22 protein-coding genes are annotated in these 26,747 nt (G+C 74.7%); 10 read left to right on the top strand and 12 right to left on the bottom strand.

Annotation, left to right across the window (positions count from 1 at the left end; translation table 11 throughout):
• Positions 1 to 52: 52 nt before the first annotated feature.
• Complete coding sequence (gene sigJ, locus HHX30_RS15135; protein ID WP_169982581.1) at positions 53 to 1,012, top strand: RNA polymerase sigma factor SigJ; 960 nt, start codon at positions 53 to 55, stop codon at positions 1,010 to 1,012.
• A 54-nt stretch (positions 1,013 to 1,066) separates the two neighbouring features.
• Here the strand turns inward: sigJ and HHX30_RS15130 are convergent, their stop codons facing one another.
• Genes HHX30_RS15130 through HHX30_RS15115 form a run of 4 tightly spaced genes read right to left on the bottom strand, consistent with a single transcriptional unit; the run spans position 1,067 to position 4,164 of the window.
• Complete coding sequence (locus tag HHX30_RS15130; RefSeq protein WP_169982580.1) at positions 1,067 to 1,663, bottom strand: response regulator transcription factor; 597 nt, start codon at positions 1,661 to 1,663, stop codon at positions 1,067 to 1,069.
• Positions 1,663 to 2,760: a sensor histidine kinase gene (locus HHX30_RS15125; RefSeq protein WP_169982579.1), complete on the bottom strand. Its 1,098-nt coding sequence runs from the start codon at positions 2,758 to 2,760 to the stop codon at positions 1,663 to 1,665. Before HHX30_RS15125 ends, HHX30_RS15130 begins: the two co-directional genes overlap by 1 nt.
• 4 nt (positions 2,761 to 2,764) lie before the next feature.
• Positions 2,765 to 3,454 carry an ABC transporter permease gene (locus tag HHX30_RS15120; RefSeq protein ID WP_169982578.1) on the bottom strand — a complete coding sequence of 230 codons (690 nt, stop codon included), beginning with the start codon at positions 3,452 to 3,454 and terminating at the stop codon, positions 2,765 to 2,767.
• Complete coding sequence (locus HHX30_RS15115; RefSeq protein ID WP_169982577.1) at positions 3,451 to 4,164, bottom strand: ABC transporter ATP-binding protein; 714 nt, start codon at positions 4,162 to 4,164, stop codon at positions 3,451 to 3,453. The genes HHX30_RS15120 and HHX30_RS15115 overlap by 4 nt, the downstream gene beginning before the upstream one ends.
• 94 nt (positions 4,165 to 4,258) lie before the next feature.
• Here HHX30_RS15115 and ligD point away from each other — a divergent pair, with 94 nt between their 5' ends.
• A complete protein-coding gene (gene ligD / locus HHX30_RS15110) occupies positions 4,259 to 5,269 on the top strand; it encodes a non-homologous end-joining DNA ligase (protein ID WP_311922420.1) in 1,011 nt (336 codons plus the stop codon).
• 20 nt (positions 5,270 to 5,289) lie between these two features.
• Here ligD and HHX30_RS15105 read toward each other — a convergent pair whose 3' ends face one another.
• Both HHX30_RS15105 and HHX30_RS15100 read right to left on the bottom strand, forming a co-directional pair.
• Complete coding sequence (locus HHX30_RS15105; protein ID WP_169982576.1) at positions 5,290 to 6,270, bottom strand: hypothetical protein; 981 nt, start codon at positions 6,268 to 6,270, stop codon at positions 5,290 to 5,292.
• Positions 6,257 to 6,490 carry a hypothetical protein gene (locus tag HHX30_RS15100; RefSeq protein WP_169982575.1) on the bottom strand — a complete coding sequence of 78 codons (234 nt, stop codon included), beginning with the start codon at positions 6,488 to 6,490 and terminating at the stop codon, positions 6,257 to 6,259. The genes HHX30_RS15105 and HHX30_RS15100 overlap by 14 nt, the downstream gene beginning before the upstream one ends.
• A gap of 180 nt (positions 6,491 to 6,670) precedes the next feature.
• Here HHX30_RS15100 and HHX30_RS15095 point away from each other — a divergent pair, with 180 nt between their 5' ends.
• Positions 6,671 to 7,876 (top strand): sensor histidine kinase, encoded by a 1,206-nt coding sequence (locus tag HHX30_RS15095; protein WP_169982574.1) that lies wholly within the window; start codon positions 6,671 to 6,673, stop codon positions 7,874 to 7,876.
• Entirely contained in the window at positions 7,873 to 8,568 is a 696-nt protein-coding gene (locus HHX30_RS15090) for a response regulator transcription factor (protein ID WP_169982573.1), read from the top strand. Before HHX30_RS15095 ends, HHX30_RS15090 begins: the two co-directional genes overlap by 4 nt.
• 4 nt (positions 8,569 to 8,572) lie before the next feature.
• On the opposite strand, the gene HHX30_RS15085 is transcribed toward HHX30_RS15090, so the two are convergent.
• Positions 8,573 to 9,661 (bottom strand): enolase C-terminal domain-like protein, encoded by a 1,089-nt coding sequence (locus HHX30_RS15085; RefSeq protein WP_169982572.1) that lies wholly within the window; start codon positions 9,659 to 9,661, stop codon positions 8,573 to 8,575.
• Between the two features lie 103 nt (positions 9,662 to 9,764).
• Here HHX30_RS15085 and HHX30_RS15080 point away from each other — a divergent pair, with 103 nt between their 5' ends.
• Genes HHX30_RS15080 through HHX30_RS15065 form a run of 4 tightly spaced genes read left to right on the top strand, consistent with a single transcriptional unit; the run spans position 9,765 to position 16,094 of the window.
• Entirely contained in the window at positions 9,765 to 11,531 is a 1,767-nt protein-coding gene (locus tag HHX30_RS15080) for a thiamine pyrophosphate-dependent enzyme (RefSeq protein ID WP_169982571.1), read from the top strand.
• A gap of 4 nt (positions 11,532 to 11,535) precedes the next feature.
• The gene (locus tag HHX30_RS15075) at positions 11,536 to 14,550 is read left to right on the top strand and encodes an FAD-binding and (Fe-S)-binding domain-containing protein (protein WP_169982570.1); all 3,015 of its coding nucleotides are present in this window, start codon (positions 11,536 to 11,538) and stop codon (positions 14,548 to 14,550) included.
• Positions 14,547 to 15,023, top strand: coding sequence for a MarR family winged helix-turn-helix transcriptional regulator (locus tag HHX30_RS15070; protein ID WP_169982569.1), 477 nt, complete (start codon positions 14,547 to 14,549; stop codon positions 15,021 to 15,023). Before HHX30_RS15075 ends, HHX30_RS15070 begins: the two co-directional genes overlap by 4 nt.
• A gap of 21 nt (positions 15,024 to 15,044) precedes the next feature.
• Positions 15,045 to 16,094: a glucose 1-dehydrogenase gene (locus HHX30_RS15065; RefSeq protein WP_169982568.1), complete on the top strand. Its 1,050-nt coding sequence runs from the start codon at positions 15,045 to 15,047 to the stop codon at positions 16,092 to 16,094.
• Between the two features lie 11 nt (positions 16,095 to 16,105).
• On the opposite strand, the gene HHX30_RS15060 is transcribed toward HHX30_RS15065, so the two are convergent.
• Positions 16,106 to 17,131, bottom strand: a complete 1,026-nt coding sequence (locus HHX30_RS15060; RefSeq protein ID WP_311922418.1) for a family 2 encapsulin nanocompartment cargo protein polyprenyl transferase — start codon at positions 17,129 to 17,131, stop codon at positions 16,106 to 16,108.
• 352 nt (positions 17,132 to 17,483) lie between these two features.
• Between HHX30_RS15060 and HHX30_RS15055 the strand changes: the two genes are divergently transcribed.
• A complete protein-coding gene (locus tag HHX30_RS15055; protein WP_311922417.1) occupies positions 17,484 to 18,464 on the top strand; it encodes an aldo/keto reductase in 981 nt (326 codons plus the stop codon).
• Between the two features lie 3 nt (positions 18,465 to 18,467).
• Here the strand turns inward: HHX30_RS15055 and HHX30_RS15050 are convergent, their stop codons facing one another.
• The 4 genes from HHX30_RS15050 to HHX30_RS15035 are packed head-to-tail and all read right to left on the bottom strand — an operon-like array spanning position 18,468 to position 25,179.
• Positions 18,468 to 19,136 carry an ABC transporter ATP-binding protein gene (locus HHX30_RS15050; RefSeq protein ID WP_169982567.1) on the bottom strand — a complete coding sequence of 223 codons (669 nt, stop codon included), beginning with the start codon at positions 19,134 to 19,136 and terminating at the stop codon, positions 18,468 to 18,470.
• Complete coding sequence (locus HHX30_RS15045; RefSeq protein WP_311922415.1) at positions 19,129 to 20,082, bottom strand: ABC transporter ATP-binding protein; 954 nt, start codon at positions 20,080 to 20,082, stop codon at positions 19,129 to 19,131. Before HHX30_RS15045 ends, HHX30_RS15050 begins: the two co-directional genes overlap by 8 nt.
• Positions 20,066 to 22,528, bottom strand: coding sequence for an FtsX-like permease family protein (locus HHX30_RS15040; RefSeq protein WP_169982566.1), 2,463 nt, complete (start codon positions 22,526 to 22,528; stop codon positions 20,066 to 20,068). Before HHX30_RS15040 ends, HHX30_RS15045 begins: the two co-directional genes overlap by 17 nt.
• Complete coding sequence (locus HHX30_RS15035) at positions 22,525 to 25,179, bottom strand: FtsX-like permease family protein (RefSeq protein WP_169982565.1); 2,655 nt, start codon at positions 25,177 to 25,179, stop codon at positions 22,525 to 22,527. Before HHX30_RS15035 ends, HHX30_RS15040 begins: the two co-directional genes overlap by 4 nt.
• A gap of 103 nt (positions 25,180 to 25,282) precedes the next feature.
• Here HHX30_RS15035 and HHX30_RS15030 point away from each other — a divergent pair, with 103 nt between their 5' ends.
• Entirely contained in the window at positions 25,283 to 26,746 is a 1,464-nt protein-coding gene (locus tag HHX30_RS15030; protein ID WP_169982564.1) for a serine/threonine-protein kinase, read from the top strand.
• Position 26,747 lies beyond the last annotated feature (1 nt).

Genomic DNA, 26,747 nt, shown 5'->3' with positions numbered 1-26,747 from the left:
CAGCCCGACGACGCGGGCCTGCGAAAGGTAAGGCGAGGGGGCCGCCGGGAGCATGGGGACGGCTGGGACGAGCACCGATGAGATAACCGGTGAGCGGCGCCAACTGATCAATGTCGCCTACCGGTTGCTCGGTTCGCTGGCCGAGGCCGAGGACGCCGTACAGGAGGCCTACGCACGCTGGTACGCGCTGCCGCGAAGCCGGCAGGAGGAGATCGTGTCCCCCGGCGCCTGGCTGACGACGGTGACCGGGCGCGTCTGCCTGGACCTGCTGGGCTCGGCACGGGCCCGGCGCGAACGCTATGTCGGCGCGTGGCTGCCCGAGCCGCTGCCCGGGTCATTGTCCGGGCCGCTGTCCGAGCCGCTGTCCGAGCCGCTGTCCGAGCCGCTGCACAGGGCGCCGCATGGCCGCGGCGCCGACCCCGCCGACCAGGTGGTCATGGACGAATCGGTGACCATGGCCTTCCTCGTCGTCCTGGAGTCGATGACGCCCGCCGAGCGGGTGGCGTTCGTCCTGCACGACGTCTTCCGCTACCCCTTCGCCGAGATCGCCGGCGTCCTCGGCCGGACCCCCGCGGCCTGCAAGCAACTGGCGGCCTCCGCCCGGCGGCGGGTGGCCGCCGCGCGCGCCCCGATGACGGCGGCCGGGCAGGCCGGCCAGGCCAGCGTGGTGCGGCGGGTCAAACAGGCATGGGAGACGAAGGACGTCGCGGCCCTCGTCGAGCTCCTCGACCCGGCCGCCGTGATGACCGCGGACGGCGGCGGCATCGCCGGGACCGCCCTGCGCCCGATCGAGGGCGCCGCGCGCATCGCCCAGTACATGGTCGCGATCGCCGGCAAGGCTCCGGAGCTCGAACTCCTGGAGCGGCCGGTCAACGGCGTGCCGGGCCTGGTGGCCCGGAGTGCCGGCGTCGTCATGGCCGTGGCCTCGTTCGACGTCGCCGACGGCCGCGTCACCCGGATCTGGGCGGTCCGCAACCCGGAGAAGCTGCGGCCGTGGGCGCGCGACGGCTGAGCTCCGCTTTCGACGCGGTTTCGACGCGGTTTCGACGCGGTTTCGACGCGGGCCCTAGATGAGCCCTCGCTCCATGGCGACGACGACGGCCGCGGCCCTGCTGTCGACGCCGAGCTTGGCGAAGACGTGCTTGAGATGCGTCTTCACCGTCGTCTCGCTGATCAGCAGGGCCCTGGCGATCTCCTTGTTCGCCGAGCCCCGCGCCACCAGGCGCAGCACCTCCAGCTCGCGCGGGCTCGGCTCCTGCGTCGCGGGCCTGCTCATCAGCGCGGACGCGACCGACGGAGCCAGGACGGCTCCGCCTGCGGCGGCCGTACGCACCGCCCGGTGCAGTTCCTCACGTGGCGCGTCCTTCAGCAGGTAGCCCGCCACCCCGGCGGCCATGGCCCGGGCCACGTCGGCGTCCGTGTCGTAGGTGGTCAGCACGACCACCTTGATCTCCGGGTGGTCCGCCCGGAGCCGCTCGATCGCCCCGACGCCGTCCAGGCCGGGCATGCGAAGGTCCATCAGCACCACGTGCGGCCGCGCCCGCCTGGCCATGGCCAGCGCCTCGAACCCGTCGGACGCCTCCGCCACCACCTCGATGTCCGCCACGTGGTCGAACATCCCGCGCAGCCCGTCGCGGACCACCGGATGGTCGTCGACGATCATCAATTTGAGGGGATCCGCAGGCACAGCGCCGTCCCCTCTCCCGGTGCGGACTCCACCGTCAGCGTTCCCCCGACGCCGCCGGCCCGCTCCCGCATGGCCGCCAGCCCGTACCCCGCGCCGGGCGCGTCCGGGTCGAAACCCACCCCGTCGTCGAACACGTCCAGCGTCACCTCGTCGTCCATGTAGGTCAGCGTGATCGCGACCCTGCCCGCCCGGGCGTGCCTGGCCGCGTTCGACAGCCCTTCCTGCGCCGCCCGCAGCAGCGTCGTCTGCACCTCACCGGGCAGCGGCCGGGGCGTCCCCTCCACCGACACGGCCGCCGCCACTCCCGACGTCCGCGACCACCGCGCGGCCACCTCCGCGAGCGCCGTCTCGAGACCCGCGCCGGCGAGAGGGCCCGGCCGCAGCGCGTCGACCGAGCGCCGCGCCTCCCGCAGGTTGTCGCGCGCCAGCTCCTTGGCCAGCGCGATCCTCGTGCGTACGGCGCGCAGGTCGGGCATCGCCTGCTCGGCCGCCTCCAGCTGGGTGACGATGCCGCTCAGCCCCTGGGCGAGGGTGTCGTGGATCTCCCTGGCCAGCCTCGCCCGCTCCTCCAGCACCCCGACCGTCCGGTTCTGCGCACTCTGCCGGGACACGTAGTCGACGAACAGCCCGATCGCCACGACGAGGCCGGAACTGCCGACGAGCCGCCACAGGACGCCGGGCTCGTCCAGATAGCCTCTGGCGGCGAACGTGCTGAGGACCGTCGCCACCGCCCCCACGTACGACCAGGGGCTCGCCAGCATCAGGTACGGCTGGGGCATGAGCCCGAAGACGACCACGTCGAAGGACCGGTCCCGCGTCACCAGCGCAATGTAGAGCGCGCAGACGACCGCCAGGTGGAACGCCATCGGATTCGGCCGCCCGAGCAGACGCGGCCGCCGTGCCACGAAGAAACCGTGCCAGCCGGCCATGAGCGCGACGATCGCCAGCGTCAGCGGGCCGGGGGCCTCGCCCCCGCCCGTGCCCTCCCCGGTCGAGAGGACAAGTCCGAGTGCCAGGCAGGCGTAGTACAACATGTGGAAGGCGCGCAGCCAGCGCGCCTCCCAGACGTTCACGTCCTCACTCCCAACGGAACAGCGCGGCGCCGGCGGCCGTGGCCGCCACGATTATCCCCGCCAGGATCAGCAGGGGGAAGATCGCGGCGGTGCCGGACCAGGCGTCCCCCAGTGCCTCCACGGCCGGGGTCAGGGGCAGGAAGTCGCCGATCTGACGCAGCGAGCCGGGCAGGGCCTTCCTGGGCACGGCCGCGCCGGACAGGAAGATCATGGGGAACATGACCAGCATGCCGATCAGGCTCGCGCCCCTGGTGTTGCGCACGACGGCGGCGATCACGAAGCCCAGCGTGCAGACCATCACCGAGCAGAGCAGGAAGGCCGCGGCCAGCATGAGGACGTCGGCGGGGGCCTGCGCGCCGAACACCGTGATCGTCACGGCCACCAGCAGCACGGCGCCCGCCAGGGCCGCGGCGACCTGTGCCACCAGCTGGGCGCCGAGCAGCAGAACGGGGGAGATCGGCGTGGTGGCCAGCCGCTTGAGCACCTTGCGCTCGCGGTAGGAGGCCAGCAGGCCCGGCAGCGCGCCCATGCCGCCGATGGCGGCGATCATCGCGAGATAGCCCGGGACCGCGCCGCCGTCGCCGCGTTTGAGCACCAGCAGCATGAGGGGGAAGGCCACCATGAAGAACAGCGAGGCGGGGTCGCGCGCCAGCAGCCTGAGCTCGGCGGCCGTCAGAGCCGTGAACGCTTTCATCGGTCCACACCCTCCAGGGCGAGGTAGGCCTCTTCCAGCGAGGCGGTACCGGTCCGGGCGATGAGTTCGGCGGGGGTGCCCACCGCCTCCACACGGCCGCGGGCGAAGACGGCGACCCTGTCGCAGAGCGCCTCTATCTCGTCGAAGTAGTGGCTGACCAGCACCACGGTGGTGCCCGCCGTCCTCAGGTCGCCGATCAGCCGCCAGGTCTCCCGGCGCGCGACCGGGTCGAGGCCCGTGGTCAGCTCGTCGAGTACGACCACCTCGGGGTCGCCGACCATGGCGAGCGCGAGCATCAGCCGCTGCTTCTGCCCGCCCGACAGGTCGCCGAACGCCTTCCTCGCCAGCGGCCGCAGGCTCCAGCGATCCATCACCTGCCGCCAGCCGGCCGCGTCGCGGTAGAGGGAGCCGAACATGCGCAGCGCCTCGGCCACCTTCATCCGCTCGGGCAGCGAGCTGTCCTGAAGTTGCACGCCCAGGCGCTGCGCCAGGGCCCGCCGCCTGCGCGCCGGATCCTCGCCGAGCACGCGGACCGTGCCCGCGTCGGCTCGCCTGAGCCCGATCAGGCACTCCACGGTCGTCGTCTTGCCGGCGCCGTTGTGGCCGGCGATCCCGAACGTCTCACCGGCCCGGACCGCGAACGTCACCCCGTCCACGGCGTGGGTGTCCCCGTACGCCTTGCGGAGGTCTGTCACCTCGATGGCTTCCATGCCTCAAGGTTCGCGGCGGCGCCGTTCGCGCGGCATCACCCGACTCGTCGCCCGGCATCCCCCCTTTGGAGGATGGTGGAGCGCGTCACCGCAGGTGAGGAGGTACGCGGCGGGCTCGCTGGGGTACCAGCAGGGCATGGCCGCCCTTCCGGCGTACGCGCCGATGATGGCTCAGCTCGGGCGGCTGCCCGAGCCCGAAGGCGACTACGCGCACGAGATGAAGTGGGACGGGGTCCGCGCCCTCGGGTACGTCGAGGACGGCACGCTGCGGCTGATCTCCCGCAACGGCAGGGACATCACCGCCGCCTACCCCGAACTCGCCGGTCTCGCCGACGCCACGGGCGGCCACGCGGCGGTGCTCGACGGGGAGATCGTCGCCTTCGACGAGCAGGGCAGGCCGTCGTTCGAGGCGCTGCAGCCGCGCATGCACCAGCGCAACCCGCTCAAGATCAGGCAGCTCGTGGTCACCACGCCCGTGACGTACCTGCTGTTCGACGTGCTGCACGTCGACGCCACGGCCGCGATCACCATGCCCTACACCGAGCGGCGGCGCCGCCTGGAGGACCTCGTCCGCGCCGGACGCCACTGGGCCGTCCCGCCCCACTACACCGACGGGGGCGAGCACGCGCTGGCCGACTCCCGGCGGCTGGGGCTGGAGGGCGTGGTGGCCAAGCGGCTCGCCTCCCCCTACCGCCCCGGCCGCCGCTCCCCGGACTGGGTGAAGGTCAAGAACGTCCGTACGCAGGAGGTCGTCGTCGGCGGCTGGCGGGCCGGGGAGGGCCGCCGCGCGAACACCGTCGGCTCGCTGCTCGTGGGCGTCAACGACGACGGCGGGCGCCTGCGGTACGCCGGGAGCGTCGGCACCGGGTTCACCGACGAGGCGCTGCGGCGGCTCGGCGAGCGCCTGGCCCCGCTGCGGCGGGACACGCCCCCGTTCGAGGGGATCACCCGTGAGGAGGCCAGAGGCGGCCGGTGGGTGGACCCGGTCCTGGTCGGCGAGGTGCAGTTCGCCGAGTGGACCGGCGAGGGGCGGCTGCGCCACCCCTCCTGGCGGGGCCTGCGCGACGACAAGGACCCCGGCGAGGTCGTCCGCGGGGAGGGATGAATGCGCCGGGTCACGTCGAATCACGCGGTGCCGCGACGCCGCGCCGCCAGCACGCCGAGCAGCACCGCCCCCGCGAGGAACGCGACGTTGTGCGCGTACTTCGCGACCGGCGCGACCTCCCCCAGCGGGACCGCGAAGAAGCCGACGGCCGCACGCGCGGCCAGGGCTCCGGCGGCGAGCGCGGCGGCGTGGCGGACGGTCCACCCCGGCGAACGGGCCAGACGGGCGACGACCGCTCCGCACAGGGCGATCACCGTGAGCCCTGCCGCGACCCCGGCCCAGGTAGACGGCAGGAAGTCGAAGACCAGGCCCGCCAGCAGGCCACCCGCCGCCACGGCGATCGGCCGGGGCGGCACGCCGTCCCGCACGGCACGGTCCCGTGGTCGCCGGCTCAGCGCGAAGAGGACGAGCAGCGCGACCGCGGCCAGCGATCCCCCGATCTGGGCGGCGGAGGCGTGGTCGTCCTCGGTCCGCAGGTGGTCGCGCAGGACAAGCGCCGCCGCCGCGAGGTAGCAGGCCGCGGCCGTCACCAGGCCGGGCGCCCGCAGCCAGGGCGTACGCGACAGCCGGGGGCTCAGCCCCTCGGTCAGCGCGATCGGCACGCCGAAGCTCCAGATCGCGTGGCCCGCGACGAAGGACACCGTGGTGTGGGCCGCCAGTCCGAGCGGCGCGACGTACGTCGGGCGGACCATCTCCTCCCAGTACGGGATGTCCCGATAGCCCTCGCTGAACATGGACTGGTCGACGACGCCGGCCTGCAGCACGCCGAACGCCGCCGCGAGGGCGAGGATCGCCGGCCAGCCCAGGCCCAGGCGGCGGGCCGTCTCACGGATCAGCAGCGCGGGCGCGCCGTACAGCGGGCCGAAGATCAGCAGTCCGGCGGCGAGCGCGAGCGGGTCGCCCGTGCTGTCGTCGTAGCCGGTGACGTATTCGGCGCACATCGGTGCCAGCACCAGCAGCGCGGCCGCGATGGCGAGACGCCGCGGATCAGGCTTCGTCATCGCGCCTCCAGGCGGCGGCGAGCACGACGGCGCCGACGACGGCGACGAGAAGGTTGGCGTAGATCTCGTAGCCGGTCAGGAAGTCCAGGCGCGGGATGACCTGACGGTTGAAGACGTTCAGTATCGCGCCCCAGAACGGCTGCACGGCCAGGTGGTCGATGGTCCCGCTGATGCCCGCGAGGACCAGGAACGCCCCGGCGAGTCGGGTGACGTTACGCATGGCGCCGACGCTAGGGACCGGCGGACCCGCCGGGGATCGGGCGTCGGCATGCTCCCGTCCGGCGAAGGTCGCCGGCGCACGGGTGTCCGCCGACCGAAGTCGGACGGCGCCCGACTTCGGTATGGTCTTCGCCACGCGGCCGTGAACGCGCCTTCCGCCGGGTCGTACGCTGCGGGGGTTATGGATCCCTCCGCCGCCCCCCGGCACCGGCGCAGCCGGCGCGACTGGCTCGTGGACTCCGCGATGTTCGTGCTCGCCGTCGCCTTCGGCTTCTACACGTCGGTGGAGCGTCTGCACGCCACGCCCCTGCCACCGGCGTGGCTTTTCTCCCTCGACCAGCTCGTGAGCATGCTCGGCTGCGCGGCGTTGTGGCTGCGCCGCAGATGGCCGGTCGGGCTCGCGGTGACGCTCGTCGCGCTGTCGGCCGTCTTCGAGATGGTCGCGGGCCCGATGCTGGTCGCGCTCTTCTCGGTCGCGGTCCACCGCCGCCCGCGGACCTCCGGAGCGGTGTTCGGGCTCAGCGTCCTCGCCGCGGTCGTCTTCACATATCTGCGCCCCGATCCGGACATGCCGCCGCTCGCGCTGCTGACGCTGGGCCTGGCCCTCCAGGGCGCGGCGGTGGGCTGGGGGCTGTTCGTCCACCACCGGCGCCGCCTCGTGCTGGCCCAGCGCGACCGCGTGGCCCGGATGGAGACCGAGGCGAGGCTGCGGGCCGAGCAGGCGCAGCACCAGGTCCGCGAGGCCATCGCCCGCGAGATCCACGACGTGCTCGGCCACCGGCTGTCGCTGCTGAGCGTGCACGCGGGGGCGCTGGAGTTCAACCCCGGCGCCGACCCCGCCGACGTCGCCCGCGCGGCGCGGGTGATCAGGGAGAGCGCCCACCAGGCCCTGCAGGACCTGCGCGAGGTGATCGGTGTGCTGCGCGCCCCGACCGGCGAGGCGTCCTCGCCCACACGGCCCGGCCCGCCCGCCCTCGCCGACCTGGAACGGCTCGTCGCGGAGTCGGGGCAGGCGGGCATGCGGGTCGAGCTGTGCGACGACCTCGGCGCGCGCGAGACGGTTCCGGACGGGACGGGCCGCACCGCCTACCGCGTCGCGCAGGAGGCCCTGACCAACGCCCGCAAGCACGCGCCGGGGGCCGGCGTCCGCCTGCGGCTGACGGGCGCTCCCGGCGAGGGCCTGACGGTCGAAGTGGTCAACGACGTGGTCAACGACGCCCCCGCCGCCGTCGCACCGGACGCCGCCGGTGGGGGCCACGGCCTCGCCGGCCTCGCCGAGCGCGTCACGCTGGCGGGGGGACGGCTGGAGCACGGGCCCGTGCGTCGCGACGGCGACGGGGGCCCGGGTGGCTGGCGCGTGCGGGCCTGGCTACCGTGGCCTACATGATCACGCCAGAAGCCGCGCCGATCGGCGTGCTCATCGCCGACGACGACCCCCTGGTCCGGGCCGGCCTGGTGATGATGCTCGGCGGCGCCCCCGACATCCGCGTCCTCGCCCAGGCCGGTGACGGCGCCGAGGCGCTGGCCATGGCCGGGCGGGCGCGGCCGCACGTGGTGCTGATGGACATCCGGATGCCGGTCATGGACGGCCTGGCCGCCACCGAGGCGCTGCGCGCCCGCGACGGCGCGCCCGAGGTGATCGTGCTGACCACCTTCGACGCCGACGAGCACGTGCTGCGCGCCCTGCGCGCGGGCGCCGCCGGGTTCCTGCTCAAGGACACCCCGCCGGGCGAGATCGTCGACGCCATCCGCCGGGTGGCCGCCGGGCATCCGGTCCTGTCGCCGGCGGTCACCCGGCGGCTCATCGCCCGGGTGGCCGAGGACGGTCAGGACCGGCGGCGGGCCCGGGCCGCGGAGCGCCTGGCGCTGCTCAACGACCGGGAGCGGGAGGTCGCGGTGGCAGTCGGCCGGGGCAGTCCGAACGCCGAGATCGCCGCCCGGCTCCACCTGAGCGTCCCCACCGTCAAGACGCACGTGTCGAGCGTCCTCGCCAAGCTCGGCCTCAACAACCGCGTCCAGATCGCCCTGCTCGTCCACGACGCCGGGCTGCTCGACGATCCGCTCGGCACGGACGGCTGACCCCCTACGCGACGCGGTACGGCTCGGCCACGTCGTCGCGCAGCGTCAGGCCGTGGCCGGGCGCGTCCGGCGGGCGCACCGCGCCGCCTGCCGGGTCGGCCGCGCCCTCGAACAGGTCGCCCTCGATGCGCACGTGGTCGTGGAACCACTCCATGTGGCGCAGGTTCGGCGTCGCCGCGGCGACCGGCGCGTGCAGGTTGGGCGCGCAGTGCGCCGACACCTCCAGGCCGTGCCCGGCGGCGATCGCGGCCGCGCCGTTCCAGCCCGTGTAGCCGCCGCAGCGGGTGGCGTCGATCTGCAGGCAGTCGACCGCGCCGGCCGCGCACATGCGGGTGAAGTAGACGAGGTCGCCGCCGTACTCCCCGGCCGCGACGTCGGCGTCGGCCCGCTCGCGCACCAGGCGCAGCCCGGCCAGGTCGTCGGAGGACACCGGCTCCTCGAACCACCGCACGTCGTGGTCGCGCATCCGGCGCTCCATCCGCACGGCCTGTTTCGCGCTGTAACCGCCGTTGGCGTCCACGTACAGCTCGGCGGCGTCCCCGATGACGCGGCGGGCGAGCGCGACGCGGTGCAGGTCGCGGCCGGGCGCCGTGCCGGCCGACTCCCCGATCTTGATCTTGACGCGGGGGATGCCCTGCTCGTGCGCCCAGCGCGCGAGCTGCGCCGTCGTGACGTCGTCGTCGTACGTGGTGAACCCGCCCGAGCCGTACACGGGCACGCGCTCCCTGGCCAGGCCGAACAGGCGGGCGAGCGGCACGCCGAGCAGCCGGGCCTTGAGGTCCCAGAGCGCGACGTCGACCGCGGAGATCGCGTACCCGGCGACGCCGGTGCGGCTCGCGTTGCGCACCCGGCGGACCATCGCGGTCCACAGGCGCGGCACGTCCATCGGGTCGCCGCCGCGCACCAGGGGCGCGAGCAGGTCCGTGACGACCGTCGCGGCGGCGGCCGGCGCGTAGGTCCAGCCGAGCCCCGCCGCCTCGCCCGCGTCGGCGCGGACCACCACGATCGTGGTCGCGTCCCAGCTCAGCGTGCCGTCGGCCTCCGGGCGGTCGGTCGGCACGCGGTACGCCGCCACGTGGAGGTCTCTGATCACAGGCGTGCCCCTACCCGGGCATGACCCTCCGACTCTGGCACAGAGGAAAGATTTTCCATGTGGTGAGTGTTCGGCTTCCCATTCCCCGGGCAGCGCGGCCTATATGACGGAAATCGCCTCCGAAGTACTCATCAGACGGCTCACCGACTGGGGTGTCGACACCGTCTTCGGGCTCCCCGGGGACGGGATCAACGGCATCATGGAGGGGCTGCGCCGCCAATCCGACCGTGTCCGGTTCGTGCTGGTGCACCACGAGGAGGCGGCCGCGTTCATGGCCGCCGCGCATGCGAAGGCCACCGGCCGCATCGGCGTGTGCCTGGCCACCTCGGGCCCCGGCGGCATCCACCTGCTCAACGGCCTGTACGACGCCAAGCTCGACCACCAGCCGGTGCTGGCCATCACCGGCATGCAGGAGACCAGCGTGCTGGGCACCGGCTACCAGCAGGAGGTCCACCTCGACCGGGTGTTCGAGGACGTGGCCGAGTACAACCTGGTGGTGGACAACCCCGCGCAGCTGCCCGGGGTGGTGGACATCGCCATCCGCACGGCCTACGCCCGGCGCGGGGTCGCCCACCTGTGCCTGCCCAACGACGTGCAGGTGGCCCCGGCCGACGCCGACCCCTACCAGCACGTCGCCCCCGCCCGGCCGCCCGCGGCCTCCCCCGTCTACCTGTCCCCGCCCGGCGTGCCGCGCACCGACGACCTGACCGCCGCCGCCGAGGTGCTGAACGCGGCCCGGCGGCCCGCGATCCTGGCCGGGGCCGGCGCCCTGCACGCCCGCGCGGAGGTGCTGGCCGTCGCCGAGACGCTGGGCGCCCCCGTGATCAAGACGCTGCCCGGCAAGGCGGTCATCCCCGACGACTCGCCGTACGCCGTGGGCGGGATCGGCCTGCTCGGCACGAGGCCCGGCGAGGAACTGGTCGAGGACTGCGACACGCTGCTGATGGTCGGCACCAACTTCCCCTACACCAAGCACCTGCCCGAGCCCGGCAAGGTCCGCGTCGTGCAGATCGACGCCGACCCCGCCCGCGCGGGCGTGCGCATGCCGACCGAGGTGCCGATGATCGGGGACGCCAAGGAGGGGCTCGCCGCGCTGCTGCCGCTGCTGCACCGGAACGAGGACCGGGCGCACCTGGAGAAGTACCAGAAGGCCATGGCCGGGTGGCGGGAGAACATGACCGCCCTGGAGAACCCCGGGCGCACCCCCGTCGCCCCGCAGTACCTGATCGGCTGCGTGGACCGGGCCGCCGCCGACGACGCCATCCTCACCTGCGACTCCGGCACGATCGCGACCTGGGCGGCCCGGCACTGGACGATCCGCGGCGACCGTGAGTTCTACCTGTCGGGCAACCTCGCCAGCATGGCCCCCGGCCTGCCGTACGCGATCGCGGCGCAGCTCGCCCACCCCGGGCGACAGGTGATCGCCTTCATCGGCGACGGCGGCTTCGCGATGCTGATGGCCGAGTTCCTCACCGCGGCGCGTCTCGGCCTGCCGATCACGGTGGTGGTGAACAACAACGGCTCGCTGGGCCAGATCCTGTGGGAGCAGATGGTGCTGGGGTTCCCCGAGCACGGGGTCAGGTTCGGTCCGCCCACCTCCGACTTCTCCGCCTGGGCCCGCTCCTGCGGCGGGTACGGCCGCAAGGTGACCGACCCCGCCGAGGTGGACGAGGCCGTACGGCAGGCCCTCGCCCATCCCGGGCCGGCGCTCGTCGACGTCGACGTCGACCCGAACGAGCCGCCCATGCCGGGCAAGGTCGCCCGCGACCAGGCGGTCAAGTTCGCCGAGGCGTTCCTCAAGGGGCAGCCGCACAAGGCGGCCATCGCGACGACGCTGTTCAAGGACAAGATCTCTCAACTGGGGCGGTGACGCCATGACCGGCCAGGTTCTCGTACCCGCACCCGTGACGGAGCGGCCGCGACAGCCGTACGTGCGGGTGCGCGACCTGGAGCGGGACCTCGCCGCCCGGGTGGACGGCGAGGTCAGGTTCGACCCCGGCAGCCGGGGCGCCTACTCCACCGACGGGTCGAACTACCGCCAGGTGCCGCTGGGCGTGGTGGTGCCGCGCACGGTGGACGCGGCGGCCGAGGCGATCGCGGTCTGCCGGGAGCACGGCGCGCCCGTCACCTCACGGGGCGGCGGGACGAGCCTGGCCGGTCAGACCTGCAACGCCGCCGTGGTGATCGACTGGTCCAAGTACTGCCACCGGCTGGTGTCGGTGGACGCCGCGGCGCGCACCTGCGTGGTCGAGCCCGGCATCGTGCTCGACGTGCTGAACCGGCTGCTGGCCGACACCGGCCTGATGTTCGGGCCGCGCCCGTCCACGCACTCCCAGTGCACGCTCGGCGGCATGATCGGCAACAACTCCTGCGGCTCGACCGCCCAGGCGTACGGCAAGACCGCCGACAACGTCTCACGGCTGGAGATCCTCACCTACGACGGGCAGCGCATGTGGGTGGGGCCGACCGGCGACGAGGAGTTCGGCCGGATCGTCGCCGAGGGCGGGCCGCGGGGGCGCATCTACCGCGAGCTGCGGGCCATCGTGGACGAGCACGCCGGCGAGATCCACCGGCGCTTCCCCGACATCCCCCGGCGGGTGTCGGGCTACAACCTCGACCAGCTCCTGCCCGAGGCCGGGTTCGACCTGGCCCGGGCGCTGGTCGGGTCGGAGGGCACGCTGGTCACCGTGCTGCGGGCCGAGCTGTGCCTGGTGCCCGCGCCGAAGGCGGAGTGCCTCGTCCTGCTCGGCTACCACGACATCGGCGTGGCCGCCGACGCCGTGCCGCGCATCGCCCGCTACGGCCCGCTCCAGCTCGAAGGGGTGGACGACAAGCTCGTGGACTTCGAGCGGCGCAAGCACATGCACCCCGACGCGCTCAAGCGGCTGCCGGAGGGCGGCGGCTGGCTCATGGTCTCCTTCGGCGCCGACTCGCAGAAGGAGGCGGACGCCAGGGCATGTGACCTTCTCGAGGAGCTGAAGGGCAGCGAGCACGCGCCGCACATCTCCTTCATCGACGACGCGAAGATCGAGAAGAAGCTGTGGGAGGTTCGCGAGTCCGGGCTCGGCGCCACCGCGCGCGTTCCCGGAATGCGCGAGACGTGGGAGGGCTTCGAGGACTCCGCCGTCCCGCCCGACCGGCTCGGGGACTACCTGCGCGACCTGCGCCGCCTGTTCGAGGAGTTCGGCTACGGCGACGCCTCCCTGTACGGGCACTTCGGGCAGGGCTGCGTGCACACCCGCATCCCGTTCGACCTGGTGACCGCCGACGGGGTGGCGGCCTTCCGGGCCTTCCTTGAACGGGCCGCCGGCCTCGTCGTCTCCTACGGCGGCTCGCTGTCGGGCGAGCACGGCGACGGGCAGGCCAGGGGCGAACTCCTCACCAGGATGTTCGGGCCCGAGGTCATGACCGCCTTCGAGCGGGTCAAGGCCGTCTTCGACCCCGGCGACCGGATGAACCCGGGAAAGATCGTCGCACCGTACAAGCTGGACGAGAACCTGCGGCTCGGCCCCGAGTGGACACCCGCCGACCCGCCCGTCCACTTCGGCTATCCCGACGACGAGGGCAGCTTCCAGCGGGCCGTCATGCGGTGCGTGGGGGTCGGCAAGTGCCGCGAGCACACCGGCGGAGTGATGTGCCCGTCCTACCGGGCCACCGGCGAGGAGGAGCACTCCACCCGCGGACGCTCCCGGCTGCTGTTCGAGATGCTGAACGGCCACGCCGACTCCGCGGTGCGGGACGGCTGGCGTTCCGCCGCCGTGCGCGACGCCCTCGACCTGTGCCTGGCCTGCAAGGGCTGCAGGCACGACTGTCCCATGCAGGTCGACATGGCGACGTACAAGGCCGAGTTCCTCGCCCATCACTACGCCCGGCGGATCCGGCCGGCGGACCACTACGCGATGGGGTGGCTGCCGGTGTGGGCCCGCGTCGCCGCGCTCGCCCCCGGCGTGGTCAACGCGCTGGCGCACGCGCCCGTGCTGTCCGCGCTGGGCAAGCGCCTGGCGGGCCTCGAAACGGCCCGGCCGGTGCCGGACTTCGCGCCGGTCCGCTTCCGCGACTGGTACCGGACGCGCGGGCCCCGGGGTGGAGGGGAGCGCGGGGGCGAGCGCGGGCCCGTGGTGCTGTGGCCGGACACCTTCACCGACAACTTCCATCCCCACGTCGGCCGCGCCGCCGTGGAGGTGCTGGAGTCGGCGGGCTATCGCGTGCTGATCCCGCCGCGCACGCTGTGCTGCGGTCTGACCTGGATCTCGACGGGCCAGCTCGGCGTGGCGCGGCGGGTGCTGCGGCGCACCGTGCGGACCCTCGCCCCGGCGCTGCGCCGCGGCATCCCGATCGTCGGGCTGGAGCCGAGCTGCACGGCGGTGTTCCGCGCCGACGCGCCCGAGCTGTTCGCGCACGACCGGGACTTCGCCCGGCTGCGCGAGCAGACCAGAACCCTCGCCGAACTGCTCGGCGAGACCGACGGCTGGGACCCGCCCCGGATCGACCGGGACGCCGTCGCCCAGCCGCACTGCCATCACCACTCGGTGCTCGGCTTCGGCGCCGACCTGGCCCTGCTGGCCCGCGCCGGGGTGCGGGCCGAGGCGGTGGGCGGCTGCTGCGGCCTCGCCGGGAACTTCGGCTTCACCGCCGGTCACCTGGAGGTGTCGATGACCTGCGCCGAGCACGAGATCCTGCCGGCGATCCGGGCCGCCGGGGCCGGGACGCTCGTCCTCGCCGACGGGTTCAGTTGCCGTACGCAGATCGAGCAGGCGGGAGTGGGACGGCGGGCGGTCCACCTCGCGGAGTTGCTGGCGGCCGGGGTGCGCGGCACCCCGCTCGGCGACCTTCCCGAGTGCCGCGTCGCGTGCAGGCCCGGCCCGGCGCGGGTCCTGGGGACGCGATGAGCGCCGAAATCGCGGAGGAGACCGACCCCGCGCTCGAGGAGGACGCGTGGTCGGTCGAGGACGCCTCCCTCGCCCTGGTGGAGATGACCCTCACCGCGGTGACGCGCGGCGCCGGCCTGTCGGTCACGCAGTTGCGGGTGCTGCTCGCGGTCGACCGGCACGGCCCGCTGAACCTGAGCGGGCTCGCCGACCTGCTGGGCATGTCGGTCTCGGCCACCGGCCGCCTCGTGGCCCGTCTGCACACCGCCGGGCTGCTGACGCGCCTGCTGTCCCCGCACAGCCGCCGCGAGGTCAGTATCGACGTCACGGAGACCGGCAGACGCTCGCTCGAACGCGTCCGCGCCGCGCGCCGCCGGCACATCGCGGCCGCGCTGCGCCGTCTGCCGCCGGACAGCCGCCGTACGCTCGCCCGGACACTGCGCGAGTTCACCGCGGCGGCGTCGGACGGCCCCGGCGCAGGCGGCCACGACTGACCACCGGGAGAGGAGTCCCGCATGCGTGCCCTCACCGTCGTCCCGCACCGCGCCGGTTCGCCGGAGCTGACCGAGGTGCCCGATCCCGAGCCCGGGCCGGGCGGCCTCCTCGTGGAGGGCGTGGCCGTCGGGGTCTGCGGAACGGACCGGGAGATCGTGGCCGGCGACTACGGCTGGGCTCCGCCGGACCGGGAACGGCTGGTCATCGGGCACGAGTCCCTCGGCCGCGTACGGCAGGCCCCGCCCGGCTCCGGCTTCGCGCCGGGAGACCTCGTGGTGGGCCTCGTGCGCCGGCCCGACCCCGTGCCGTGCGGAGCCTGCGCGCACGGGCAGTACGACATGTGCCGCAACGGCCGCTACACGGAGCGGGGCATCAAGGAGCTCGACGGCTACGCGAGCGAGACGTGGTGCGTCGACGCGTCCTACGCGGTCCGGCTCGCCCCCGGCCTCGGCGAGTGCGGCGTGCTGCTCGAACCCGCGTCGGTGGTGGCCAAGGCGTGGGAGCAGGTCGACAAGGTGGGGGCGCGCTCGTGGTTCGAGCCGCGTACGGCGCTGGTCACCGGCGCGGGCCCCATCGGCCTGCTCGCCGCGCTGCTCGGCGTGCAGCGCGGCCTCGCCGTGCACGTGCTCGACCGCGTCGCCACAGGGCCCAAGCCGGCACTCGTCGCGGACCTCGGCGCGGAGTACCACACCGGCTGGGTGGAGGACGTGGTGCGCTCGACCCGGCCGGACGTCGTCATCGAGGCCACCGGCGCCGCCGACGTGGTGTTCGGCGCCATCGCCGCGGCCGGCCCGTACGGCATCGTCTGCCTGACCGGGGTCTCTCCGAGCGGGCGGCGGCTCACCCTGGACGCCGGGACGCTCAACCGGGAGATCGTGCTGGAGAACGAGGTCGTCATCGGCACCGTGAACGCCAACCACGACCACTACGCCTTCGCGGCCGGCGCCCTCGCCCGGGCCGACTCCGGCTGGCTCGCCCGGCTGATCTCCCGGCGGGTGCCGCTGCACCGCTACACCGAGGCCTTCGAGCGCCGGGACGACGACGTCAAGGTGGTGCTCACCCTCGGCTGAGGACGGACGAGTCAGCGGTCGCGGTCGGTGGCCAGGCGGGCCAGGGCCTCCAGACCCGCCGCCGCCCCGGGCGCCGACTCCGCCGACCGCAGCGCCTCCAGCGCCTCGGACAGCAGGTCGTCGACCCTGGCGAGGCTCCACGCCCGCCCACCCGCCTCCTCCACCAGCCGCGCCGCCCGCGGAAGGTCGGTCTGCGCGAGCGGGCGGCGGTACAGCACGGAGAGCGCGCCGCCCGCCCGCGTGCCCGACGTCAGCGCGGCGACGACCGGCAGGGACTTCTTCCGGTTGCGCAGGTCGGAATGGACCGGTTTGCCGGTGACGGCCGGGTCGCCCCAGATACCCAGCAGGTCGTCGACGAGCTGGAACGCCAGGCCCACGCGCTCGCCGAACACGCGCAGGGCGGCCACCTGCTCGGTGGTGGCGCCTCCGTGCAGCCCGCCGAGGGCGCACGCGCAGCCGAACAGGGCGCCCGTCTTGCCCTCCGCCATGCGCACGCACTCCCCCAGGCTCACGTCCGCGCGCTGCTCGAAGCCGAGGTCGGCGCTCTGGCCGTCCAGCAGCGACTGGACGCAGCGGGCCAGCGCCCGCGTGCTCTCGGCGGGCCTGCCGCCCCCGGCGAGCACGGTGAAGGCCAGCGCCAGCAGGGAGTCGCCGGCCAGGATCGCCTCGGCGCGGCCGAAGACGTTCCACACCGTGGGGCGGTGGCGGCGGACCGTGTCGCCGTCCATCACGTCGTCGTGGACCAGGGAGAAGTTGTGCACCAGCTCGACCGCGACGGCGGCCGGCAGCGCCGCGTCCGCGTCTCCCCCGGCGCCCTCCGCCGCCAGCAGCGTGAACGCGGGCCGCAGGGCCTTGCCCCCGCTCGCCCGCACCGGGTGCTCCCGCGCGTCCCACCAGCCGAAGTGGTACCCCGCCACCCTGCGCATCGACGGAGGCAGGGTGCCGACCGCATGGCGCAGGGCGGGTTCCACCAGGTCGCGCGTCCGGGCGAGCACGTCTCCCGCGGTCCGCACTCCCGCTGCCACCGGTTCCGTCACGCTCCCACCACCTCGGGCTCGAGTGGACCCACAGGCCGGTTGGACTTGTCGGCATACCCCGGCCGTCACCTCACGACACGTACCCCTCGCCCCATCGGGTCAGGCAGGGCCCGGAACCCGCCACCGGTGGTCGGACCGAGCTCGCCGGATCGACTGCTTCACGCCGACCGGAATGACACCGTGGGGCCGTAGTCGCCCTCCTCGCCGAGGACCGCGACAACGAATGTGGCGCGCCGCCCAAAATGGGGATTGCAGTCGAGACTGCAAGGTGATTACCGCTGGAGCGAGCTCGGCCGGCGTGCGCTCGCACCCGCTGCTAGCGGCACCCGGCGGAGTCACTAACGTGTGTCCCGTGCAGGAGAGCGTTCAGGAGATGGTCCTGCGGCCGTTGGGCCGCGGTCGCCTTCAGGTCACCCCGATGGGTCTCGGGCTCGCCGCGCTCGGCCGGCCCGCGTACATCACGCTCGGCCGGGACGCCGACCTCGGCGGCGACCGTGACGTGGCGGCGATGCGGGCGCGCACCTGGGAGGTGCTGGACGCCGCGTGGGCGGCCGGCGTGCGGTACGTCGACGCGGCCCGCTCCTACGGCCTGGCGGAGGAGTTCCTCGCGGGCTGGCTGGCCGATCGGGGCGTCCGGCCCGGCGAGGTCGCCGTCGGCTCGAAGTGGGGCTACGAGTACGTCGGCGGCTGGCGGATGGACGCCGGCCGCCACGAGGAGAAGGACCTGTCCGCCGAGCGGCTGCGCCGTCAGCTCGGCGAGACCCGGGAGCTGCTCGGCGGCCATCTGTCGCTCTACCAGATCCATTCGGCCACCGTCGAGAGCGGTGTGCTCGACGACGAGGAGGTCCTCGGGGAGCTGCGGGCGCTGCGCGCGGAGGGCGTCGCGGTCGGCCTGTCCACCACCGGCCCCCGCCAGGCGGCGACCATCGAGAAGGCGGTCGCGACCGGGCTCTTCGACACCGTCCAGTCGACGTGGAACCTGCTGGAGCGCTCGGCGGGCGAGGCCCTGGCCCGGGCGCACGCCGCCGGCCTGGGCGTGATCGTCAAGGAGGGCGTGGCCAACGGCAGGCTGACCGCCCACGGCGCGCCGCCGGCGCTGGCGCGCGCGGCACGCGAACGCGGCGTCACCCCCGACGCCCTGGCACTCGCCGCCGTGCTCGCCCGCCCGTGGGCGGGGGTCGTGCTGAGCGGCGCGGCCACGACCGCTCAGCTCTCCGGGAACCTGACGGCGCTCGCCGTCACCTGGGACGAGGAGGCCGAGGAGACCCTCGCCGGACTGGCGGAGGACGCCGAGACCTACTGGGCCCGCCGCGCCGCCCTCCCCTGGACCTGACGGTCAGCTCAGGAACTCGCCGTCCATGAGCTCCAGCACGCGGTCGGCCAGGCCGACGAGGCCCTCGTCGTGCGTGGCCACCAGCGCGGTGACGCCCTCGCCCCGGACGAGCACCCGCAGCAGCTCCATGATCTGGCGGGCGGTCTGGGAATCGAGCTGACCGGTCGGCTCGTCGGCGAGCAGCAGGCGGGGCCGGTTGGCCAGGGCCCTGGCGATGGCCACGCGCTGCTGCTGGCCACCCGACAGCTCGTAGGGCCGCTGCTCGGCCTGATCGGACAGCCCGACCAGGGACAGCAGCACCTTCACCCGCTCCTCCCTGCCCTTGGCCGGAACCCGCGCCAGCCGCAGCGGCACGCCCACGTTCTCGGCGGCCGACAGCACCGGGATCAGCCGGAACGACTGGAAGACGAACCCGACGACGTCGCGACGCAGCCGCAGCAGGCCCTCCTCGGGCAGCTCGGGCACCGGCTGCCCTGCTACCCGCACCCGCCCCTCGTCGGGCCGGTCCAGGCCGCCGACCAGGTTGAGCAGCGTCGTCTTGCCCGCGCCGGAACGACCGCGGATCGCGACCAGCTCGCCGGGGTGCGCCTCGAAGGAGACCCCTCTCAGCGCGCGCACGCCCTTGGGATAGGTCTTGCGCAGGCCCTCGACGACGACCAGCGGCTCACTCATTCGTCTCTTCCTCCGTGTCGTCGCCGGCGGCCGAGGGCCAGACCCCGATGTGGTCGCGTTCGAGCTCCAGGCGCACCCGGTGCTCCATCGACAGGGCGTTGATGAACTCTCTCGGCAGTTGCAGGCGCCCGGCCCGGTCGAGCACCGCGTACTCCTCGGCGACCACCCTCCCGTCGGAGGACGTGCGGCGGAACGTCTCGCTGGAGGTGCGGCCGTCCCGGATGCCGATGGTCCGGTCGACCCGCTCCGACACCATCGGGTCGTGCGTCACGACGACGGTCGTGACGCCGAGTTCCCGGTTGGCGTGGCGGAGCACGCCGAAGACCGTCTCGGCGCTCTCGCTGTCCAGCTCCCCGGTGGGCTCGTCGGTGAGCACCACCTCGGGCGCGTTGGCGAGGGCGACGGCGACGGCCACCCGCTGCTGCTCGCCGCCGGACATCTCCCCGGGCCGCCGGTCCGCGCGGTCCGCCATCCCCGTCAGTTCCAGCAGCTCGTCCGTACGGGACGACCTGACCGGCCGGGACGTGCCGCCGGCCAGCCGCATGGGGAGCATGACGTTCTCCCGGGCGGTGAGGTACGGCAGCAGGTTGCGGGCGGTCTGCTGCCAGACGAAGCCCACGGCCGAGCGCCGGTAGCGGAGGCGGTCGCGCGGGGTCATGGACAGCAGGTCGATCCCGGCGACCCGGGCCAGCCCGGCTGTGGGCACGTCGAGCCCCGACAGGATGTTGAGCAGCGTCGACTTGCCCGACCCCGAGGCCCCGACGATCGCCACCAGCTCACCCCGGCCGATGAGCAGGTCGAGGCCCTGCAGGGCGACCACCTCGACCGCGGCGGATCCCTCGGTCTTGTAGATCCGCACGAGGTTGTCGCACAGGATGTGGGCGTCCGCGCCGAACGCGGGGCCACCCCGCGTGGCCCGGGCCTCCAGGTCAGCCAGCGTGTCCACGGCTTCCTCCCAGATAGGCGCCCGCGAGGGCGACGGCGGCGACCCCGGCGGCGAGGGCACCGGCCAGGACACAGGGCAGGACGGGCAGGAGCGCGGCGGCCGCGAGGGCGCCCTGGCGCCCGCCCGCGTACGCCGACAGGTCGATTCCGGGCCCGAGCAGCGCGGGCATGGCGAGACCGGCCGCCAGCCCGGCGACGGCGGTCAGGACGAGCAGCGGGGCCGCCTCCAGGACCGTGATCAGGCCGGCCTGCCTGCGGCTGAGGCCGAGGGCGCGCAGCAGGCCGAGGTCCTCCGCCCGCCGGGCCGCGCCTCCGGTCAGCGCGATCGCGACGGCCGCCAGCGCGTACGCGGCCAGCGCCGCGGCGGCGACCCGCAGCGCGGCGGTCAGCGCCGCCGTCAGCGGCGTGCCGGTGATGTCGGCGAGCGCGTCCGCCACGGTGGTCATGCTCGCGCCGGACGGCAGCAGCGGCCTGACCGCGCCGGCGTCTCCCGCGATCAGCAACGTGTTGACGTGCTCGGGAGCCGTGGGGAGGACGATGAGGGCGCCGTCCCCCGCCCGCACCCCCGGCATCGCGTCGACGGTCCCCGCCGGGGTGACCGTCATCCGCGCGGGCCAGCCGATCTCGAAGCTCCGCATGGCGGACAGGTCGGGCGAGACGAGCACACCGGTCCCCGGCGCAGGCAGGTGGAGCGGGCTGCCCGCGACCAGCCGGCGGTAGGCGCCGAGGTCGACCGCGACGACCGTGGCCGGCCGCCCGCCGAAGCCCACCTCGGCGACCGTCGCCCCGGCCGCGGCCGGGACGACGGCCCTGACGCCCGGCGCGTGGCGGATCCGCTCCAGCGTCTCCGGAGCGATTCCCTGCGCGCGCTCCACCCTGATCTCGGCGCCGATCCGCTCCCACGCCGCCTGCCGCTGGGCCTCCTCCAGCCCTCCGGCGGTGACCATGCCGTACGCCGCCAGCGCGACGGCCGGCAGCAGCGTGAGCACCGGCAGCGCGGCGCCCGGCACGGCCCGGGCGGCGGCGAGGCCGAGGAACGGCACGGCGGCGGAGCGCCGGGCGGCGGCCCGGAAGGCCAGGTGGATCACGGCCGGGCCGGCGCGCAGCACCGCCAGCGCGGCCGCCAGCGCCAGCAGCACGGGCGCCAGTGCGAGGAAGGCGTCGCCGGTGGCGAGGCCGCGGGTGCGCAGGAGATGGAGGCTCGTCACGGCGACCACGAGCACCAGGATCTCCATCACCATCCTGCGGAGAGCCTTCCCGGACCGTCGGTCGGTGGACTGGCGCATCGCGACGGCGGCGCAGGCGATCGCGACGGTCCCCGCCGCCAGCGCGGCCGGTCCCAGCCGCGCGACCGCCGTCGGGGCGCCCGGCACGAAGCCCGCGGCCACCTGGCCCGCCGCGGCCGCCGGCACCGCCGCGAGCGCGACCGCTCCCCCGCAGGCGAGCACGACCTGGGCCAGGGACGCACCGCGGGCGCGCATCAGCAGCAGATCGCCGTGCACCCGCCCGACGAGCAGCAGCACGGCCAGGGCCGTGGTGCCCAGGCACACGACGGCCAGCCCTCCCAGGAACACCGTGATCAGCGCGCGTGTGACGGCCAACCGGTCCAGGTACTCCCGCAGGATCCGGTCGAACCCGGTCGACAGGGCGAGTTCGAGGTCCTGCCTGCCCAGGCGGCGGCCGAACTCCTCCGTGGCGGCGAGCACGGCCGCCGCGTTGCCCGCGGTGACGCGGTCCGCCGCCGGGGTGACGAGCCATCGGAAGACCATCGGCAGTTCGGCGCCCGCGAGGCTGTCGCCGTCGGTGAGCGCGGTGACGATCAGGTCGTCCTCCGTGGCGAGCGGCACGCGGTGGTGGATGACGTAGGTGAGCTCCGGCTCGATGGCCCAGAACCGGTCGGCGGGACGCGCCGGCTCGAACAGGCCGGTGACCTTCGCGGTCAAAGCGCCGAGGCGGAGCGTGTCGCCCGTCTTGATCGACATCTCCGTGGCGGCGACCACGGGGACGGCCACCTCGAGACGGGTGCCCGAGCCGGGGCCCGGGGGGCCGCCCTCGACGTACCGCACCCGCCGGTCCGCCCCGGAGACCCATTTCAGCGTCAGATACCGATGCGTCTGCTCGTTCAGCAGCATCGGCGGGGCGGAGAAATCGAAGAACGGGACGGGGTCGGCGACCTCCCGCAGCGCCGGGGGGAGCAGCTCGCGCCAGGCGGCGTCCGCCCTGGCCGCCTCGGCCGTCGTCCGCATCGGCGTCAGGTCGAAGCGGCGGGTGAACTGGACCGCCAGCGACGCCGTGGCGGGCGGGGCGGAGCCGATGACCGACCTTGCCGCCGCGTCGAGGGAGGACTCGACCATCCGGGGCAGAGCCGAGACGACCAGGGCGGCGCCGAACACCAGCGCGGCCAGCAGCGCCGCCACCCCCCTGTGCACACCCAGAAGGCGGATCACGACGCCTCCCCCGCACGCAGCGCGGCGGCCGGCTCACGGCGGTGCAGCGACCGCGCGAGTCCCGCCACGATCACGAGGAGCACCACGAGGACCGCGGCGGCCAGCGCCGCCACCTGAGACCACGGCACGTGGAGCAGCACCGGCAGCCCGCCTGCGGTCGCGTATCCCGCGGTCACCATCGGCGGCACCACCGCGGCGGACACTGCCACGGCAAGCGCCGCTCCGCCGGCCAGCGACAGCCCGATCACGAACGACTGCTCGGCGGCGAGCAGGCCGAGCGTCTGCCGGAAGCTCACGCCGAGGGCGCCGAGCACGGCGAACTCGCCCCTCCGCTCGCGCGCCGCGACCGCGGCGTTGACCAGGAATCCCAGCACGGCGAACGCCAGCGCCGCCGCGAAGCCGAGCAGCAGCGCGCCCTGCAGGCCGGCCGCCGTGGGGTCGTCCCTGAGACTCGCGGTGAGCGCGGCCACGTCGACGACGTCCCCGCGGCCGGCGGCCAGCGCGGCGGCGGCTCGCGCGGTGTCGTGCCCGTCGGCGGCCAGCCACCATTCCGTCGCCTGCCCCTCGGCGCCTTTCCCCCGAAGCGCCGTAAGGTCGGCGAGCAGGGCCGGGGCGCCCTCCGGCGTGCCGGGCATCGCGGTGACGACGCCCACGACCCGGATCGGGATCGCCGCCGTGCCGGCCGTGATCCTGGTGGTGTCCGCCAATCCGGGGGTCACCACGACCGGAAGCGCCTGTCCGGCGGACCCGGCGATCCGGGAGGCCAGCGTGGCCGGCGACAGCTCCGACAGGTCGGGGCGCAGCAGCAGGACACGGCCCAGCTGCGCCGCGTCCGCGGCGATAAGGGTGGCGTCCGCGCCGTCCGCGACGACCGTGGCGCGGTGCGCGGGCACCGCCGCCGCGACCCCAGGCAGCGTGGTGAAGGTTCGCGCGTCGTCCCCGGGGAGGGCCGGGACGCGCAGGCCGGCGCCGGCGAGATGCCTGGCCCGGTCCTCCTGGGCGCCGCGCCAGGTCGCGGCGGTGGTCAGGGACAGCACGCCGATCGCCGTCGCCATCGTCAGCAGCAGCGCCGGACCCGAATAGCGGGCCGGGCGCCGGCTCACCTGCCGGGCGGCCGTCGCCGGCCCGAACCCGGGGCGCCGGCGCGTCGCCCGCTCGGCGACCCTGGCGACTGCGGGCACCAGCCGCAGGGCGGCCATCCCCCCGCAGAGCAGGGCGAGCGCCGGTCCCGCCCCGACCAGCGGGTCGAGCCCGAGCTCGCCGCCGAGGCGCGTGGTCTCCGGCGCGTCCTGTCCGCGCAGGCGCCAGACGGCGAGCGCCGCCAGGACGAGCAGCGCCACGTCGGCTCCGGCCCGCTGGAGCAGGCCCGGCCGGTCGGCGCGTCCGCGCGCCGCCTGCTCCTCGACGTACGTGCGGCGGGCGGCGAGCAGCGGCGGGGCGGCCAGCATAACGGCGCAGGCGAGCGCGACCGCCGCCGCGACCGCGAAGGTGGCCCCGTCAGGCGCGCGGGGCGGCGCCACGCCGGTGGCCTCGATCCAGGGGAACGCGTTCACCAGTCGCAGGAGCACGGGCGCGAGGAACGGCGCCGCGGGCGCGCAGGGCAGCGCGATCAGCAGCGCCTCCCCCGCCGCCATGGCGGCGAGCCGCGGTGACCCGCCGCCCCTCGATCGCAGCAGGGCCGTCTCCATCCGGCGGTGCTCGGCGAGCAGCCGCGCGGTCAGCGCCAGCGCGTACGCGCTCAGCACCAGCAGTTGGAGCACCGGCACCAGCATGGTCGAGCGGGCGACCAGGGCGCCGCGGTCGAGCCGCAGCAGCATGCCGGACAGCGTCTCGGTGACCGTGCACCGTGGGCAGCCGGACCGCACGGCGGCGGAGGTCCCGGCGACCGAGGCCGCGAACGGCCGCAGCCGGTCGGGGGAAAGCCGGCGCAGGTCGGGTTCGGCGAGCCAGCGGGCCGAGACACCGGTCCCGAAGCGGCCGAGGAAGGCGCCCTCCGGCACGACCAGGGGCCCGCGGGAGGTGAAGTCGCCGGTCCGCGTGCCGTAACGCAGCAGGTCCTCCCCCTTCCAGCGCGGGTCGTCGGGGTCGCGGAGCCGGAAGACGCCGGTGACGTGCACGCGGACCGGCTCTCCGTCCAGGCGTCCGACGACGGTGAACTCGTCGCCTGCGGACACGCCCATCGCCCGGGCGGCCGGCTCCGAGAGCGCCACCGCCGTCTTCTCCGTGGGCCAGCGCCCGCTCACCAGGTCCGCCTGGCCGTCCAGTCCCTCGTACGCGGCGAACCGGGTCAGGACGGGCTGGTCGCCTCGATCCTGTCCCTTCAGCGCGTACGAGGCGGACTCGACGCGTACGGTGACCCGTACGGGCACCTCTTCGTGGGCGTGGGCGATCCCCGCGCGGACGGCGCGGTCGATTCGGGCGAAGTCCCCGGCCGTGACCGAGGAGGTGACGACGGTGGCGGTGGACGCGAGCGGCGCCGTCTCCAGGGCCCGGCGCACACCCGCCTGGGTCGCCGACCCCGCGTGCAGCAGCAGAGCCGAGATCGCGGTGGTGGCGAGCAGGATGGAGCCGAACGCGGCGGCCAGCAGCAGTGGCTCGGCCGGCGCGCGCCGGACCACCAGCGGCAGCCGCGCCCGCACCATCCTCACCATCCGGGCCTGACCACGCTCATCCCGGCATCATGACAAGCATGATCGAGAAGCACCACCGTTACGTTCATCTAAGGTGTGGGGAAAACGGGCCGAGGAGGGCTGCATGCCTGCGGTGGGGCCGCTGCTCACGGGAGATCCGGCCGAGATCGGCGGCTATCGGCTGGAGGGCCGCCTCGGCGCGGGCGGCCAGGGGGTGGTCTACCTCGGCCGCGCGGCCGGGGGCGCGCCGGTGGCGGTCAAGCTGCTGCATGAGGGCTGGTCGGGGGACGAGGACGCCCGCCGCCGCTTCGCACGGGAGATCGCCGCCGCGGGGCGGGTCGCGCCGTTCTGCGTGGCCCGGGTGCTCGACTTCGACCTGGACGGCCCGCGGCCCTACGTCGTGAGCGAGTACGTGGAGGGCCCCACGCTGCAGCGGGCAGGACGGCGGTCCGGGCCCGCCCTGCACCGGCTGGCCGTGGCGACCGCGACCGCACTCGCCGCCGTGCACCAGGCCGGGATCGTCCACCGCGACTTCAAGCCCGCCAACGTGCTGCTGGGGTCCGACGGTCCGAGGGTCGTCGACTTCGGGGTCGCCCGCGGTCTCGGCGCGACCACGGCGACCGGCGGCACCGTCGGCACGCCCGCCTACATGGCGCCCGAGCAGATCGCCGGCGAGCCGCCCGCGCCCGCCTGGGACGTGTTCGCGTGGGGCGGCGTGATGGTGTTCGCGGCCACCGGCAGGCCGCCGTTCGGCGACGACGCGCTGCCCGCCGTGCTGAACCGCGTGCTCACCAAGGAGCCCGACCTCGGCGACCTGGAAGAGCCGTTGCGCTCCATCGTCGCGCTGGCCCTCCGCAAGAACCCCGCCGAGCGCCCGGGCATCCTCGACATCACGATGCGGCTGCTCGCCGCGGTTCCGGAGGGGACCGCCGGGAGCCTCCCCGCCGTGCTCACCGCCGGACGGCATTCCGTGGCTCCGGAACCCGGCACCGTCCCCTCACGGCGGGGCTCCGGCCGCCGCCGCGGGCTGCTCGCGGGGGCGGCGGTCACCCTCGCGGCCGCGACGACCGGGGGCGTGCTGCTGTCGGTGCCGCCGTCCGAAGGCGCCGCCGAAAACGTCGCCGGGGGCGACGCGCGCGGCACGGCGGTCGCCGCCGCCGTGTCCACTCCGGCGGCGAGTCCCAGCCCCTCACTCAGCCCCTCGCCCACCCCGGCGTCCGCTCCGACGCCCACTGCACGCGTGCCGCTGCGCTTCACCGCGCGCTTCGCGGGCGTGTGGCGCGGCAGGGTGGACTACGAGCCCGGCGCGTACGACACGCTCGTGCTGACCGTGCCGAAGGGCGGCGACACGGTCACCGAGCAGTTCGTCGACTACCACTGCGTGGGCACCTCCAGGCTCCAGGTGGTCAGCGGGACGACGGTGCGGCTGAAGCGGGTCTCGATGCGGGGCAACTGCGTGCGCAACGGCACGATCTATCTCACCGTCCACGACAACGGCACGATGACGTTCGACTACAACGGGCACGGCGAGAACAAGTGGACGAAGAACGAGCCGTTCTACATGATCGCCACCTTGAAGCGCATGTGAC

It is taken from the genome of Microbispora sp. H10836, from assembly GCF_012999525.1.
Lineage (GTDB): Bacteria > Actinomycetota > Actinomycetes > Streptosporangiales > Streptosporangiaceae > Microbispora.
The sequence above is the reverse complement of the archived record's forward strand: the minus strand, read 5'-3'. Positions and strand labels throughout refer to the sequence as shown.